Here is a 15,584-nt window from a genome sequence, read left to right as displayed (position 1 = left end):
TAGGATCAAGCGAGCGCAGACGGCAGGGCTGTGCTCGCTTGATGACGCGAAGATCGTTGAACAAACAATTCTGCTTCACCAAGACCGGCAGATTGACTTCATATTCTCTTTTGCTGCGCACTGTCAATAACCGGCCTGGGCCGAAACCAGTCGAGTGTAGGCTTGCCCCTGGCTCAATAATTGCTTATGCGTTCCCTGTTCTGTGACGTAGCCGTTCTCCAACACATAGATAATGTCTGCATTCAAGATTGTTGATAATCTGTGCGCGATAATAATCGTTGTTTTTCCTTTGCGCAACTGATCCAACTGCTGCTGCACCCGCCTCTCCGTCTCCATGTCCAGCGCAGAAGTCGCTTCATCCAAAATTAGGATTTCGCTATCTGTAAGCAGCGCGCGGACAAGTGCAAGGCGTTGGCGTTGGCCGCCAGATAATTGAATTCCCCGTTCTCCCACTTTGGTTTCGTAACCTTCTGGCAATGAAATGATAAATTCATGAATTTCCATCCTTCTGCACATCTCCTGCATGATGCCCTCTGCAATATCACGCCCCATCATCAGATTATGACGGATAGTATCTGGGAACAAATAAGCCTCTTGAAAAACAATCGTTATTCGTTTGCTCCAATCTTGGTGTTGAATCCTAGACAACAGTTGTCCGTTAACTGCAATTTCGCCCTGATTCGGTTCATAGAAGCGGACAAGCAGTTGTGCAATCGTCGATTTCCCGCCACCGCTGGTGCCTACAAATGCAATTTTCTTCCCGATCGGCAAGCTAATGTCCAGTCCCTGAATAACTGGCCGATCTTCCGCATTGTATTGAAATACAACATGCTTAAAGACAAGGGTGTTAACAGAATCCTCTAGCACTTCCACGCCATCCAGCAATGTTTCTCCTTCCAGAACTTCACGCACACGCTCCACATATGCCATACTTCCAGCAAGTCCCATAAAAAAATTGTACACTTTTTCATAGGATTGCATTAGTTGAGTGGAAAACTGAAAGATAACAACCAGCCAGCCGATGGAGAGCTCTCCCTCTATAACCTTGACTCCCATATATCCCAACACAAGCAGTCGAATTCCCCAAAGCATCATCATGGACAGCAGCGCCTGTCGGTTCGAGAGGCCAACCTGCCTCATGAGATTGTCAAAATGGATAAGCAGCTTATTGCGGAAGCGCTGGCTCTCCCATTCCTGACGATGGAAGGCAATAACTTCACGCGAGGATGCTACCCCTTCTTCAATAGCAACCAACACCTCTGTGCTGCTTCCAGCACTCTCTTTCTCAGCATGCTTTATTCTGGGGGCAAAGTATTTGCCTAAGGCGATATAGGTAGCACTAACACCTATAATGATCAGGAGTAGCAATGGACTCGCTAGTCCAATAATAATCGACAAGATGATTGCTCCGCTTATTTCCATGATGCCGTTAGGCAGCGTGTTGCCCACCAGATCCGCACATCGATTAATATCATCAGTTAAATGTGTCACATACTTCCCTGTTCGCTCTTCACGAAAACGTCTCACGGGAATGCGGTGGAGATAATGCAGCATATCGTTAAGCTGCATTCTTTGCAGCCTGAATATGGCTTTATTTCGAACCAATGCCGCATAGAGATGCAGTACATTATACAAGACAGCCAAGCAAGCAAGACCCGCCATTAAAACAAACATCTTATCAAAATTGCGTTTCACAAACAAATCGTCAATAATAAATTTTTGGATGCCGACAACACCAATATTGGCGATCATCTCCAAAATAAACAACGAAGTCGCAAAGGCCAAGTATCCCTTGACTTGACTGGCATATTTCCAAATCCATGCTCGATTACTCACAGGGAGCCTGCTCCTTCCCGGCAGCCAATTGCCAAAATGCTCCTTGTTGCTGCATTAACTGCTCGTAGCTTCCTTGCTCTACAATTTCTCCATGATCAAGAACTACAATGGTATCAAAGTCTTTAATTGTAGATAATTGGTGGGCAACAGCAATGATGGTTCTTCCTTTAAATAAACGATGGAGAGCTTCATGCACCACCCGTTCACTGATATTATCAAGCGCTGCTGTCGCCTCATCCAGCAGCACAATACGCGGGTTCTTTATGAACATGCGAGCAATGGCAATACGCTGCTTCTGTCCTCCGGACAGCTTCACTCCCCGCTCGCCAACATAGGTTTCGTAGCCTTGAGGGAACTGCTCAATGAATTCGTGAGCAAATGCTGCCTTGGCGGCGGCTTCAACCTCCTCATCGGTTGCATCAGGAGCGCCAAATCGAATATTCTCTTTAATTGTTGTCCCGAACAAATAGGTTTCCTGGAATACAAACCCCATCGATTCTCTAACCTGCTTCAGCGTCAATTGGGTCAAGGGAACATCGTCCAGCCTGATTTCGCCTTGCGTCGGGTCGTAGAAGCGGCCAATTAGCTTGAGCAGCGTGGATTTGCCATTACCGCTTTTCCCAACAAAAGCTATCTTTTCCCCTGGCCTGATTTTTAACGAAAAACAACGAATCAGTTCCGACTGCGCTGGGTAACGAAACGCCACTCCTCTAAATTCAAGCTTACCTCGTATCACCGGGAGTTCTCGCGTCTCCTTGCTCTCCCTGATCTCCGGCTTCTCTCTTATAAAGGAGAAAAGCCTTTCAACTTGGTTCATAATGACCTTCTGTTCGGAGGTCATGGTTACAATGAACGTAACATCTTGAATCACACGGAAATAATAGAACATAAAGGCCACCAATGCACCGGTGCTGATCGCATCCTTGCTCAAGAGGTAGGAACCATATACGAATACAGCGATGGCTCCGAACTGCACAGACACACGGCGCACAAGTCCTCTGGCATAACTCATCAGATGTAGCCGGTTTGTTTTTTGCTGCATTTCACTTTGCCTAGTTATGGCTTGATGCCGGTCCCAATCCTGACCATTGAAAACCCTTAATTCGAGTAGAGCAGACACTGTATCATAGATTTTTTTATGAAAGGCTGTTCTCTTGACCTGCGCTTCTCTCCCTAGACGAGCTGCTTGCTTTTCAAAATAAGGACCAATTAAATAATAGGACAAAAAACATGGAATGACGACCAAGCTTAAACCAACGTGAATAGAAATCATTAATACAGAGCAAACCACAAAAGTTACTCCTGTTATCACCAGACGGGGAAAGTAATGATGATATATTTGTTGCACCGCACCAACTTCAGAATTGAATAAAGATAATGTTTCCCCAATCGGATTTTTCTCGTAATATGAAAAACCCAGCTTTCGCAAATGTGTAAATAATGCAAATTGCATATCCCGTGCTGCCTTTTCCTGAATAAAGCGCTGCAGTTTATTGCGCAGGAGTGTTGCCAAAATCATAAACAAGACGAGCACGGATACAATACCTAGCGCATGCAGCCATACATCAAGCTTTCCTTCTGGAAGAAGGCTGTCAATAAAATACTGAATAAACTTTGGAACGAGCAGTTCGACTCCAATGATGAACAGGCTAAGAATAATAAATGCAGCAACTTTTCCCTTATAAGGTTTCAGAAAACGAATAACCCATAAATACGACCGGACTGAGGGTGAAGGATGAATTACAGACGCCTCCTTGCAAGCTTGAATCCTACTCTACTTTAAAGGTATGCAAAAGCTTGATCTGTTCCTGCAGCACTTCCCTATCGCTTCCGCAGAACAAAACACATATACGATAAATAGTTTTAAATGGATTCTGCAATTTTTTGGTGGCAAACGTGTAGATGAACTTTTCATAGCCAGGAAGAGTTGGAATATGCTCATCCAGCAAGCGCTGGATGCTTGTGAAATCATGGCTCGTCTTCGATTCAAAACGGGTATAACTGCTTACAACGTATCGATACGCTTGAAAAACCTCACATATGAGAGGCAATAGATATGTAACTTGAGTGAAGCGTGCATTCAGTTCAATAATTGGAAATAATTTATTGTCCCGGTCAATAATCGAATCGACGCCACAGATTCCTTGGTATCCTAAGTTGCATAATATGTGACCAAGCCGAATCATCTCCGACTTATAGTTTTCGATGATGGCACGATCATAGACTGGAGAAAAGTTCGTGCCCAAATACACCCCCTGGTCGTCCACCTGCTGTTCGGTTATACTTAGAATCGTTGGGCCGCTTTGATCCAAATATAACTGACAATTAATACTTTGCTGCACCGGATGCCAGCCCTCCAATAACAGATGGAACTGTCTGCTCCTCTTAAGCATAAACTTCAAGAGCATCTCAAAAGACGTATCACCTTCAATAACCTTCAATCCTTTGCCGGATGAGCCATAGGGGACCTTCACCACACAACGTTCAAACCCACGACGCCTGAGATGGGTGTAGGCTTCTCTCAAGCTTAGTTCATCTGTACAGAAGAAGCCTTCGGTTACAGTAAAATCATTTGCCTGGGCGAGCTGCCGCGTATAGAATTTATTGTTGATCCGTTTCACTAGGTCAGGTTCGGAGCCAAATAGTCGCATCCCTTCCGATGCATTGCGGATACTAGTAAACACTTCCTCAGAATTAATATAAGGAATAAAACATGTATCCGCTTGCAGATATCGGCTAAAACTTTCTTCTCTAGGAATGACCTTAATTTGAGGAAGCTTGATTCCGAAGTCCGATACATAAATTAAAAAGCCATCATCTGGATGATGGCGAAAGAGTACGGTATCATCACGCTGCGCAATAAATAAAAGCTGCTGCTCCTGTTGAATAACGAGCTCCAACTGATTTGGATCACTGATGCTTGGAAATACAACGGCATCATTCCAATATTGCTCTTGATTCACGTTATAATACCAGAGGTTGCGATTATGAAACAGATGTTTAGGATTCGTGTGCCATGTCATGAGATCAACACCAATTTTTCTGTTACTCGGTCTGTAATCTTCTCCACGGTGGAGAAATTCTCGAATAGCAGCTCTTCATCCTCAAACACAATATTAAAAATATCCTCTAATTCAACGACGAGATTAACGGATCTTAATGAGTCTAATCCCAGTTGGCTTAAATCCTCCTGCTCACCTAGCTTCTTTCCTTGTAGTTCCAGCAGTTCATCCAACATTTCTAAAACCTTTTGTTTGACCTCATCTAAATTCATTGAAAGCCCCCTAATTACCTCAAAATGGTTTTGTTGAGCATGTATTTTACTCGAAACTGGCTTGGCGTGATATGATAATATTTCTTGAACAGTTCTGAAAACTGGGAGCCCGAAACATACCCGAGCCTATTTGCGATTTGTCCGATAGTCAGACTTTCAGCAATCAGTAGCTCCTGCGCCTTTTTCATCCTCAAGTGCTGAACAAACCTCATAGGTGAAACCTTAAAAACCTTGGAGTAGGTATTGCTCAAATAAATCGGATTGCACTCAATCAGCTCGGCCAACTCCTGCAAAGTAAGCGGTTTCTGAAAATTATCGCGTATATAGCGATTAACCACGATTAAGCGCTTATCCATTTTACCTGAGCTTTGTTTGGCAAAGCATTTCTTGTCGGAACTATGAGTTGTCATTTGCTCGAGAATAGCCGGAATGGATTCTGATAGCTTCCTGTTCATCTGTACGGGACATGTAACATGATCAAAAACAGCAGACACCTCATGGAAGATGTGAGGATCTTTATAAATATGGCACTGATTTCTTGCAATTTCAGCTCCCGTATAGTTGAAGACAAATCCTCTTAGAGAGAGGAATTGGTTCCGGTAATTATCTATCATAAACTTGCTTCCAACTATAATCGTTCCTTTTTGAACTTGTTCAGCCTTATTACTCCATTTCACAGCGCCTGCGCTTCCAAATTGTAAATACGCCAAGGTGCCGTTATGTAAATCAAAGGACATTGTGCTTGATGGAGTAATGAACTCTTGTTGCTTTATTGAACAAATTTTCATTTCCATTTTGATCACCCTGAATAGTAGCATACAGTATAAGCTCAATTGTAGCAGGTTATGGAAATACAAACAACGACTCACTCTTTATTACCCGATGTTATCTGTGAATTTAGATAAATTACATATTATTATTTTTGAAAATCATACCCAGCGTACTTTAGGTCTAATAATACCAAAAGACCTTTTAGCCAGTACCTCCTTCAACAAATCTTCTGAAGGCTGATGAAACGTCGCGGCGCGAACATCTCTATATAGTTTCTCAAGGAAACTTGACTCCAGCATTGAGGCAGAACCTTCAATTTCCATAGCTTTCCATACGATATCATTAGCATTAGTAGTTACAAAATACTTTGTCATAGCTGCCTTCTGATGCAACTGATCTGAGAATTTCCCGGATTGGTTTTCTTCTTCTGCTTGTAAAGCATACATATACAACTGATTATAGCTTGCTTCAAATTTAACCTTCATATCAGCATACCTAAACTGATGACCAGGCAAGAAAGCTATACTCCTTTGAGAAATAGGATCTTTTTTTTCCTTCATGAGCGTGGTAACATACTCAATCGCTGCCTGGGCAATTCCCAGATATACAGATGAGATGGCCAGCCTTGACCAGAAGAGCATACTCGGTGTATCTTCGATTCCAAAGCCTTCCCTTCCTATACGTCTGCTCTCTGGGACAAATACATTGTTTAGTTTAATATTATGACTTCCTGTCGAGCGCATACCTGATAATTTCCATGTTGAATCCACCTCTACACCTGGATCATCCCTATCCAATATTAACGCTGTGAGTCCGAATTGGCTGCCTTTCACACCATGATGGCAGCCAAATACAGGTAAGTATTTAAATCGCTGAGCACCAGATACTGTCTTTTTAACACCATTTACAATATACCCCTGATCTACACTCTCAATCCGAATAGGGGTACAGTTCGTAAAGTCTTGATCTCTCTGTACAAAAGTAATATTCGGCTGGTTAAATGACGACATAAAATGACCATTATTACTAATATCGGTAAATATCTCATTCAGCTTTGAATGATTCTTGAACTCTCTCAACCCTGCCAAAGTATAGTAATGCATTGCCAAACATAAACCTGTTGAAGGGCATGCTGCCGACAGCTTCATAATGAAATCGCTTGTATCACGAAAGGAATAACTCCTCCCTCCGAATTGATGATCTAAAGTAAGGCAATGCAGTTGATGTTGAATAATGTCATCAAAATTTTCATCTGGTAATTGCTCATGCGTATCATACTTGAAAATATTATCTCGAAATTTCTTTATAAGATGCGAAATAATGTCCTTTGTATGCGTTTGTTCTGATAGCTTCACCATTGATAATCCCCCAGATATATAAGTTTAGGAAGAGAACTCATTCAATCCTTTTTTAAATTTGTTTGATTCCGCATATAAGATCTCATCTTGTCCTTTTATTTCATCTCGGTGTTTTTCTCCAAATAATCTCTCATGAAAAGGGGTCTTCCAAAAAAATTCGCCCTTTTCCTCAAACCCATATCTTTCAATGAAAAATTCATCATCAAGTGCAATCTCATCCAAAAACCATTGTGGTATGGGAGTATCATAAATATATCGAACATAGTACAGTGTGTAGTACAGCAGTTGATTTACTTCATAATCTAAAGAAAAGCGGCACAGTGATGCCCAATCCACATTCTGATTCATAATGCATAAGTGAATATCTAGAAAATGAATAAGCTTTAAATCTCGACCAGTTGCAATATCCTGAATACGTGTCATATCTCTAAATAAATGCGCACATAACTGCAGCAATGTGAACTCTGTTGACAAAACATTAATTGTAGTCGCTCCGCCAAAATGAATCGGTATTTTCTTAATATCTTCAAAAATAATATCATGGGGCACTACTTTTCGAATGAGTTTCGATCGACCTATAATATCAAATTGGATATCAATATTGATGACTGGACAGAAAGGCTCCTGAGTCCGTTTTATAAAGGGTACCAACTCATGGGTTGACAACCGATAGAACTTTTTTAATTTATTTGATGCAGGCTGCATAGTTTCTGCATTCAGCGATTGAACAAATCCAATATCCATCAATCGCTGGGCAACCTGACTAAGTCCCGACTCCTCGACTAGCAAATCAATATCGTTATTATATCGAAGAGAGTAGTCTGGATATAAGGAGTGATTAAGGTGCAGTCCCTTTAATGCTGCATAACGCAAACCCTGCGCTTCGAAATCTTTTAGGATGGGAATAACCTCTTGATATAAAAAATGATTACGTAGGGCATTTGCTTTCTTCTGGTTTGCAAACAAGCTGGCCCATGCTTTGTTTTTATAAATAGAAATATTGTACTTCTGTGCAGTGTAATGAATGACATTGCATATTTTATGTTTAACCGCATAATCATATAGCTTTAACCACCTGAATTCATCCATTTCTCTGCAATTATGTTCAATGTGCTTGAGAGTATCTCCATCTATATGCATCTTGGAGAGCAAAATTAGTAACTGCTCCTCAGGTCTAAACAAATGAATAGTTGCTGTATTCATGCTTTTCCTCCGCCGTTATTGGATTCACAGGCTAAATACCATTTCGTTGGTAGTATCCTAACATATTGTTGATACCACTGAATTTGAGGGCTGTTCAAACTTCCGATAAAACTCTGGTTTAAAATGGATGTTGGCGGTCTGAATTTGTTATTCCCATTAATAGCGTGAAGAAGCCAGCCTTTAGTCAATTCAAAATCCAATCGGCATAACTCTTCAAGTGGATCTCCGGATTTCGCTCTTTCCCAATCAATAATCCCAATGATTCTCCACTTATCTCCAATGCGATCGACAAGAATATTATTAGCTCGAACACCCAGATCATTATGAACAAGTGACTGTGCCTCATAGTTGTCTGGAAATATAGTGAAGGCCTGATCTATTAGCTCATGTATTTGCGTCCGGTAGTTGGTACGAGGCCTTTTTATTAAATACATTTGCAGTTTATCGATGAGATAGGCTCTCCATGGTCGAAATGGCCTATGGTCCAAAATATCAGCAGTAATCTCACCTGAATATGGCAAACGTACATCATGAATTTTACGGAGCAATTGCTGCAACTCTTGCATCAATTCAAGCCGCTCTTTTCCAGATATTGTCCAAAATACCGAGTCCAACGGAATACCAGGAAGACATTCCATGACGATAAATGACTTGCCTTCAATCTCGCCAACCTCACTCACTTTCGGAACGAAAAGCTCCTTTTGACGCAGCAACGTTAAAATCCCGGCTTCTTTCAAGAATGCATTACTCCCCACTTCACACTCCTTCACCTTTTTGTCCTTCTCCATTTTCACTATCCATTTTCCTAATCGCGAGCTAACAATAAAGACTTCATTGTAAGGTCGATTGGCAAGTAGCTCAATGGAAGGTGAGGCACCATAAAGAGAACGGGCTAATCTATGAATGGGATGAGACTTTTCCCGGCTCCAGCTACTCATCTCCACACACCCCTAAAATACATTGCAGCCCCTTGTTAAGTATTAATTGTTCATCTACCCCCTCGATCAAGAGACTGTGTTTTGTTTGTACCATCCAATATTTATCGGTCATATTCCACTCATACCGTCCTTCTTCTCGATCAATCCGTCCATATTGTTGGGGTTTAGTTATAAAATCAGGAAGAGTTAAATCCTCACATTGATGAAGAAATAAAGTCAGCTCAGCTCCAAAATCCTTCTGGGTCTTATGGACAAATGAAATAGGAAAATTAGAGAGCACTTCAATTTCTTTTGTTAATTCATGGAATATTGTCTTATATGTGTATGGATAGACTTCATGCAAAGAGCGGCCTAGGAGCGTATTCTGTATAGCCAATCGCTGAGCTGAATTAAGAAATCCCCAAAAGTAATGAGTCTCCATAACCCCCAGCATTTCATCAATCTGATTTACTGACATTTTGAACCCTACCTTTTATAGCATAATTAAGTTCAGTTTCTATTGACTCGCACATGATATGACCGATAAGAATATGCATCTCCTGAACACGAGCTGTCGTTCTGGAAGGAATACTAATTATAAGATCACAATATTTCCCCATCCTGCCTCCGTCTTCGCCTGTGAGCCCAATTACGAAAGCACCTAGTTTCTTTGCTGTTTGAATGCCTTCAATAATATTAGGACTATTCCCAGAGGTTGATATGGCAATGAGAACATCTTGATCTGTGACAAGTGCACGTATTTGTCGTGAAAAGATCGCCTCAAACCCATAATCATTCCCAATAGATGTAAGAATTGATGTGTCTGTAGTGAGCGCTATAGCAGGCATAGGTGATCGCTCCTTCTGAAACCGCCCAACAAGTTCAGCTGCAATATGCTGGCAGTCGGCAGCACTCCCACCATTTCCAATTAAGTAAATTCTATTGTTGTTTTCAATAGCTTGTTTACAGATAGAGCATAGTTGTTCTATTTCTTCTATTTTCTCTATTTTAATTTTATTCGCAAGTTGAACATGTTCCATTATTATTGTAGTCAACATATTTACAGAGCCTCCAACGATATTAGCTAACCGATCGACTCGTCAATTATTTGAGATACTTTACTCCACACTTCATCGACTTGGATGCAAGAAATACATGGCCCGGGCTCCTCTTCACCAACTGGGTAAACACAGTTCCAGTTGCAGCCAAAACATTCCCAATTTTTCATCACAACTTTTGTCACCGGCTGGTTAGTTTTATTTTCCGGATCATAAGGCAAAAACCGATGAGGGTGAAATCCGCCAACAATACACACGGCCGATGTTCTCACTGCCTCCGCAATATGAACAGCACTCGAATCATTCGTAACGATCATTTGAGCATTTCCAATGATATTCGTTAGATCAGACAAACTGGTTTTTCCAACATAAGATACTAAGGGGGGGATATTATTCAATTGCTTTCCTTCCAACCATTTCTCTTCCTTCTCCCCTCCACAAATCACACCAAGCCAGCCCGTTTTTTCATGAATTTTTGCTGCCACCTCTAGATAGCGATCAAAGGGCCACTGTTTAATCGGCCTTCTGCTTCCAGGAAATAAAACATAGTATGGAGATGAACCAATTTCCGGATAGCTGCTAGCATCAACTGGATCTTTTCTCATAACCTGAATGGATGACTGAAATGATGTATCTCCTAGAGCTCTTACAAATTCTGCATTTCGTCGCAGCTCCATTAACTGTTTTTCAGAGCTTTGAATTAATTGTGTGTACCATCGGTTTGAAATAGCTCGTTGCTGTTCCGTGATATTGTTTGTATCTCCTTCGAATCCAATGCTCAGCTTTGAAGCTGCCATTCTAACAATTGCATCTGAATATGAAAATTCCCTGGAATACATGGGATTAATGACAATATCGAATTGACTTCGCCAAATACAAAACAATACTTTGAATCGATAACGTATAGACTGATTAAATAAATTTCGATTAATAGCAATGATGTTGCTTATGAATAGATTTGAAGAAAAAACTTCTTCACACTCTCGATCACAAATAAGGGTTATTTCATATTTATCTTCAGGAAATATATTTCTGTATGCTGAAAGAGCATCCAGCCACAGTATGCAATCTCCGATTGCATCCAAACGAACTAAAAGCAGTCGCTTCCTGCTCTTTTTAATCGAATAAAAATTCTCGCAAAAAGATAATACATTTCGTAATAACGTATCCATGTAGTACCATTTATTTGCAAGTTTTCTAGGTAGCATTGCTAAAAGTATCCCCTTTTCCATGAGAGCCAAAAGCCTTGATTTTTTCCGTTACTTTTATCCTCACAGCCTCTTTAGCTGACATTAAGTACATTCTAGGGTCATAGCAATCCGGCTGAGTTAACATCTTGCGTAAAATTTCTTTAGAATAAATACGCTTCAATTCACTTGAAACATTTATTTTACTAATACCACATGTAATACATTTTCTTATTTGAGAATCACTAACTCCAGATCCACCATGTAAAACTAATGGCAATGGTAAATGGGAAGCAAGCAGTCGAAGACGCTCAAAATCAATTGCAGGCTCTTGATCATGAATACCATGCACTGTTCCAATTGCCGGAGCTAGTGCATGAACTTGAGTTTTTTGCACGAATTTAATACAATCATTCACTTCTACAAGCAGCGACTCCCCCCCTTCTCCTTCAGAACGAATTTCCCCAAGCTCCGCCTCAACACATACATCAAAATACGATGAAACCTCTACTACTTTTTTCGTAATGTACACATTCTCATCAAATGATTGAGTTGAGGCGTCCACCATAACAGAGGTGTAGCCAGCACGAATACAGGCCATAATGAGATCAAAATTAGTTGCATGATCCAAATGTAAGGCAATCGGCACTGTCAATTTTTTAGCTGCACTTTTAACAGCTGCGACGATATAGTCCATTCCAAGATGCTTAATCGTTCCTTCTGATGTCTGTATTATGACAGGAGCCTTCGTTTCTTTTACTGCTTCTTCAATGGCAAGCAGCATTTCCAACGTATGAATATTGAAAGCGCCAACCGCATATCCTTTCGATTTGGCATGCTTTAAAATAGGTTGGGCTGATATTAGCGGCATAATCTTCGCCTTCCTTCTTATCTAACTATACTCACTGATTAAGAGTTGTCAGTCCTACTCGAAGCCCCCCTAACTCCTGTGCTAATCTTATTATCCGCTCCGTTTCTTTTACATAGCGGCAGATATGTAGGGGCAACGATTCTGGTGTATGAGTTCCGCATAATACACCTACAATGGAACAAATCGTATCTGAATCCCCACCATATGAGATTGCAGTTTCAATACCAAGCTTCGCATCCCAACAACTAGCTGATACAGCTAATGCAAAGGGAACTGCTTCCGTAACTTTCTCCCCAAAGTCCTCGTAGAAACGATTAGTAGACCGAAAACTATCATGACCAATACAACATGCATGTTCAATCTCTTTCCACAAAGGTGGATCGCCATCTTCCTCTCCATATCCAAATTTATGTGCCTCGAACGCCCCCTGTATAGCGAACTCAATGACTTCATATTGTTTATGCCCTTCAAGCATGGCACTAATTGCAAATGCAATGGCTAATGCTCCAGCGATGCTTGATCGGCTGTTATGTGTAATTTGCGTTGCTTGCAGTACCTCGGTAATTAATCGGGCTCGATCATTTATAGTGAATACCATTCCAATCGGAGAAATCCTCATTACTCCACCACAAGAGACTGAGAGGCGGTTCAAGAAAGGGTCTGGATTGACTCGCAAGCGGCCACTTGAGGAGTCATTCTTCATGTAACGATGCGGTAAAGACAAAAGACGGTCAACCAGTTCAATTCGATTAATAGAATGGCAAGCTACAAGAGTTTCTGCTATCATCAATGTTTGATAGGTATCATCTGTAACTTCAGCATATTTCCATTTCGTACGAGCCGGCGACGAAGGAATGGGTTCAAGCAGCACTGTCGGTACTGAACCATAGGCTTGAAGTAGTGTCTCAAAATTGTACCCAACACCTAAGACGCCGAGTGCATCACCACATGCAAGGGACAGCAACCCAGAAGTGATTTGATCAACAGTCCTCATGGCTCCTCCACAGATTATGTGAATGTTGTTTCTTTATTCGAATTTTGATTGTACGCATATTAGCCCTAGCAGCGGCCTCTAGTCCAATTGTTGTATCCTCAAAAGCAAGACAGTCGGAAGGATCTACATCCAATAATTGTGCTGCTTTCAAATAAATTTCTGGATGCGGCTTGGAATGTCTCACTTCGTCACCAGTAACGATGACATCAAACAGATCGACGACATTTAACAGATTAAGTATTTTGAAGACCGATTGCTTTGATCCATTAGAGGCCAGCGCAATTCTGTATTTTCTGCGAAAACGAAATCGCAGCTCGTATAATAAAGCTGAATTCGCAATGACGTATTGGTCAGCAAAATGATCAAATATTGCTTTTTTATCTTGGTGCAGCTGAGAAATATCCACCCCACTATTTCCATCTGTTAGCACCTGAAGCATTCTTTTGCCACCACTACCCGCATACTTGTGAAATAAAATACGATCGAATTCTATACCATGTTTATGGAATGCATAAGCATACGCCATCTCATGAGCTGTCATTGTATCCGCAAGAGTTCCATCACAATCAAAAATCATGGCTGCCGCCTCTTCCGAACTATTCATCTTCGATCTAAAACGGCTCCTCATTCAGTTATACCTCCATACATCTTTCATTAATTTGAATAATTCTATCGATGATATTAGTTGTAGAATACTCGCTTTCATATTCAATTAGCTCTACACTTGCAGCATATTCCCGGCCTACAATCTCATTTATGCTATAATCACCACCTTTAACAATAACATCCGGTTCGATTTGCTGAATGAGCTTTAAGGGGGTTTTACTATTAAAGATCACTACAGCATCAACTATACTTAATGCGCTTAAAAGCTCCGCTCGCTCCGTTTGACTGTTGATGGGGCGTGTAAGTCCTTTAATGCTTTTTACAGATTCGTCTGCATTCAAAGCAACCACCAGCCTATCCCCTAACACTCGTGCTTGTTTCAAACATTTAAGATGTCCGGCATGGAGCAGATCAAAGCATCCATTTGTAAAAACAATCTTCTCATTATTCGCTCTCCAACATTTCAGCCAAATGGAGAGTTCCTTCATGTCAACAATTTTATTTTGTTCGCCTTCCATCTCATAAAGCGCTTTCAATAGTTCATTAATATGAACGGCTCTTGCTTCATGTTTACTAATTGATAATCCTGCCGCAATATTAGCTGCAGTAAGAGCATCTAGTAACGGTAGTTCACAACTAATCATAAATGTCAGCGTGGCTACAACGATATCTCCAGCACCTGTGACATCAATAATCTTAGATGCAGTAGCTGATAAGTGTCTTGTCGGTTCATCATTCAACAGGTACATGCCCTGCTCAGATTGTGTAACCAATATATTTTCAACGCCAAGATTTCTTCTTAATTTATCAATTTCCTTGAAGTATTCAGAATCACAAATGGAGGCTTCCGATTTCAATGCCTCTAGTATTTCCTTTCGATTGGGCGTGATACAATACGCTCCGGCATACTTGGTCCAGTCTGTCCCCTTAGGATCAATAATTACGGGTTTATCATACTGTCTTGATAACTTTATTATCGTTTGAACCACCTGTGATGTGCATACTCCTTTACCATAATCAGAAATGATTATGGCCTTAACATCAGCATGTTCTTGCAAGCAGCCTGTTATCCAGTGAATTAAATCTAATTGCTCATTTTCATCAATATCACTGCAGCTTTCTTTATCCACTCGCAAGACTTGTCTATTTCCCTCAATAATTCTATTTTTATTTGTTGTACTTCTTGAAAAGCGTCCAACACCAGAACCATTCATACCCAAATCATTGATCATTGAATTTAATTTTTTCCCCTCTTCATCCTGACCAACATATCCACCTACAAGCACATTGCATCCCAATTTACGCAAAATTGCAGCTACATTAGCGGCTCCTCCAGGTAAAAATTCTTCTCTTTGAGTGTGAAAAATAGGCACGGGGGACTCTGGAGAAATTCTTGTAGCATTTCCATATGTATACTGGTCTAGTATAAGATCCCCTACAACGATAATTTTGAAAGGCCCTGATTCCTGCATAGCTTCTATTATTCTCCTAGTTTGGCTCAAGCACGAT

The 15,584-nt window shown here is 41.0% G+C and carries 15 protein-coding genes; all 15 read right to left on the bottom strand.

Features of this window, described 5'->3' with window-relative positions; translation table 11 throughout:
• Positions 1-123 precede the first annotated feature (123 nt).
• A complete protein-coding gene (locus AC50YG_RS02280) occupies positions 124-1,836 on the bottom strand; it encodes an ABC transporter ATP-binding protein (protein ID WP_494824417.1) in 1,713 nt (570 codons plus the stop codon).
• Positions 1,829-3,493 carry an ABC transporter ATP-binding protein gene (locus AC50YG_RS02275; protein WP_494825265.1) on the bottom strand — a complete coding sequence of 555 codons (1,665 nt, stop codon included), beginning with the start codon at positions 3,491-3,493 and terminating at the stop codon, positions 1,829-1,831. Before AC50YG_RS02275 ends, AC50YG_RS02280 begins: the two co-directional genes overlap by 8 nt.
• 112 nt (positions 3,494-3,605) lie before the next feature.
• Positions 3,606-4,859 carry an ATP-binding protein gene (locus tag AC50YG_RS02270; RefSeq protein WP_494824416.1) on the bottom strand — a complete coding sequence of 418 codons (1,254 nt, stop codon included), beginning with the start codon at positions 4,857-4,859 and terminating at the stop codon, positions 3,606-3,608.
• A complete protein-coding gene (locus tag AC50YG_RS02265) occupies positions 4,856-5,110 on the bottom strand; it encodes a phosphopantetheine-binding protein (RefSeq protein WP_494824414.1) in 255 nt (84 codons plus the stop codon). Before AC50YG_RS02265 ends, AC50YG_RS02270 begins: the two co-directional genes overlap by 4 nt.
• A gap of 14 nt (positions 5,111-5,124) precedes the next feature.
• Positions 5,125-5,904 carry a helix-turn-helix transcriptional regulator gene (locus AC50YG_RS02260; protein ID WP_494824412.1) on the bottom strand — a complete coding sequence of 260 codons (780 nt, stop codon included), beginning with the start codon at positions 5,902-5,904 and terminating at the stop codon, positions 5,125-5,127.
• 135 nt (positions 5,905-6,039) lie between these two features.
• Complete coding sequence (locus tag AC50YG_RS02255) at positions 6,040-7,239, bottom strand: acyl-CoA dehydrogenase family protein (RefSeq protein ID WP_494824410.1); 1,200 nt, start codon at positions 7,237-7,239, stop codon at positions 6,040-6,042.
• A gap of 24 nt (positions 7,240-7,263) precedes the next feature.
• A complete protein-coding gene (locus AC50YG_RS02250) occupies positions 7,264-8,442 on the bottom strand; it encodes a nucleotidyltransferase family protein (RefSeq protein WP_494824407.1) in 1,179 nt (392 codons plus the stop codon).
• Positions 8,439-9,380 carry a phosphotransferase family protein gene (locus AC50YG_RS02245; protein WP_494824405.1) on the bottom strand — a complete coding sequence of 314 codons (942 nt, stop codon included), beginning with the start codon at positions 9,378-9,380 and terminating at the stop codon, positions 8,439-8,441. Before AC50YG_RS02245 ends, AC50YG_RS02250 begins: the two co-directional genes overlap by 4 nt.
• Positions 9,373-9,837, bottom strand: coding sequence for a hypothetical protein (locus tag AC50YG_RS02240; RefSeq protein ID WP_494824403.1), 465 nt, complete (start codon positions 9,835-9,837; stop codon positions 9,373-9,375). Before AC50YG_RS02240 ends, AC50YG_RS02245 begins: the two co-directional genes overlap by 8 nt.
• A complete protein-coding gene (locus AC50YG_RS02235) occupies positions 9,818-10,417 on the bottom strand; it encodes a D-sedoheptulose-7-phosphate isomerase (protein ID WP_494824401.1) in 600 nt (199 codons plus the stop codon). The genes AC50YG_RS02240 and AC50YG_RS02235 overlap by 20 nt, the downstream gene beginning before the upstream one ends.
• A gap of 26 nt (positions 10,418-10,443) precedes the next feature.
• A complete protein-coding gene (locus tag AC50YG_RS02230; protein WP_494824400.1) occupies positions 10,444-11,625 on the bottom strand; it encodes a glycosyltransferase family 9 protein in 1,182 nt (393 codons plus the stop codon).
• Positions 11,615-12,475 (bottom strand): class II fructose-bisphosphate aldolase, encoded by an 861-nt coding sequence (locus AC50YG_RS02225; protein WP_494824399.1) that lies wholly within the window; start codon positions 12,473-12,475, stop codon positions 11,615-11,617. The genes AC50YG_RS02230 and AC50YG_RS02225 overlap by 11 nt, the downstream gene beginning before the upstream one ends.
• Before the next feature lie 31 nt (positions 12,476-12,506).
• A complete protein-coding gene (locus AC50YG_RS02220) occupies positions 12,507-13,469 on the bottom strand; it encodes an ADP-ribosylglycohydrolase family protein (RefSeq protein WP_494824398.1) in 963 nt (320 codons plus the stop codon).
• Complete coding sequence (locus AC50YG_RS02215) at positions 13,456-14,097, bottom strand: HAD family hydrolase (protein WP_494824396.1); 642 nt, start codon at positions 14,095-14,097, stop codon at positions 13,456-13,458. The genes AC50YG_RS02220 and AC50YG_RS02215 overlap by 14 nt, the downstream gene beginning before the upstream one ends.
• Positions 14,098-14,101: 4 nt before the next feature.
• Positions 14,102-15,577 carry a PfkB family carbohydrate kinase gene (locus AC50YG_RS02210; protein WP_494824394.1) on the bottom strand — a complete coding sequence of 492 codons (1,476 nt, stop codon included), beginning with the start codon at positions 15,575-15,577 and terminating at the stop codon, positions 14,102-14,104.
• Between the last annotated feature and the right edge of the window lie 7 nt (positions 15,578-15,584).

This window comes from Paenibacillus sp. J31R34 (assembly GCF_059383715.1).
Note: the sequence above shows the minus strand (reverse complement) of the source record. Positions and strands in the feature narration are given on the sequence as shown.

What these genes read in the sequence shown, in the direction of transcription:
- AC50YG_RS02270 (WP_494824416.1), bottom strand. Translation starts at nt 4,859, where the DNA reads ATGACATGGCACACGAATCCTAAACATCTGTTTCATAATCGCAACCTC.
- AC50YG_RS02265 (WP_494824414.1), bottom strand. Translation starts at nt 5,110, where the DNA reads ATGAATTTAGATGAGGTCAAACAAAAGGTTTTAGAAATGTTGGATGAA.
- AC50YG_RS02260 (WP_494824412.1), bottom strand. Translation starts at nt 5,904, where the DNA reads ATGGAAATGAAAATTTGTTCAATAAAGCAACAAGAGTTCATTACTCCA.
- AC50YG_RS02255 (WP_494824410.1), bottom strand. Translation starts at nt 7,239, where the DNA reads ATGGTGAAGCTATCAGAACAAACGCATACAAAGGACATTATTTCGCAT.
- AC50YG_RS02250 (WP_494824407.1), bottom strand. Translation starts at nt 8,442, where the DNA reads ATGAATACAGCAACTATTCATTTGTTTAGACCTGAGGAGCAGTTACTA.
- AC50YG_RS02245 (WP_494824405.1), bottom strand. Translation starts at nt 9,380, where the DNA reads ATGAGTAGCTGGAGCCGGGAAAAGTCTCATCCCATTCATAGATTAGCC.
- AC50YG_RS02240 (WP_494824403.1), bottom strand. Translation starts at nt 9,837, where the DNA reads ATGTCAGTAAATCAGATTGATGAAATGCTGGGGGTTATGGAGACTCAT.
- AC50YG_RS02235 (WP_494824401.1), bottom strand. Translation starts at nt 10,417, where the DNA reads ATGTTGACTACAATAATAATGGAACATGTTCAACTTGCGAATAAAATT.
- AC50YG_RS02230 (WP_494824400.1), bottom strand. Translation starts at nt 11,625, where the DNA reads ATGCTACCTAGAAAACTTGCAAATAAATGGTACTACATGGATACGTTA.
- AC50YG_RS02225 (WP_494824399.1), bottom strand. Translation starts at nt 12,475, where the DNA reads ATGCCGCTAATATCAGCCCAACCTATTTTAAAGCATGCCAAATCGAAA.
- AC50YG_RS02220 (WP_494824398.1), bottom strand. Translation starts at nt 13,469, where the DNA reads ATGAGGACTGTTGATCAAATCACTTCTGGGTTGCTGTCCCTTGCATGT.
- AC50YG_RS02215 (WP_494824396.1), bottom strand. Translation starts at nt 14,097, where the DNA reads ATGAGGAGCCGTTTTAGATCGAAGATGAATAGTTCGGAAGAGGCGGCA.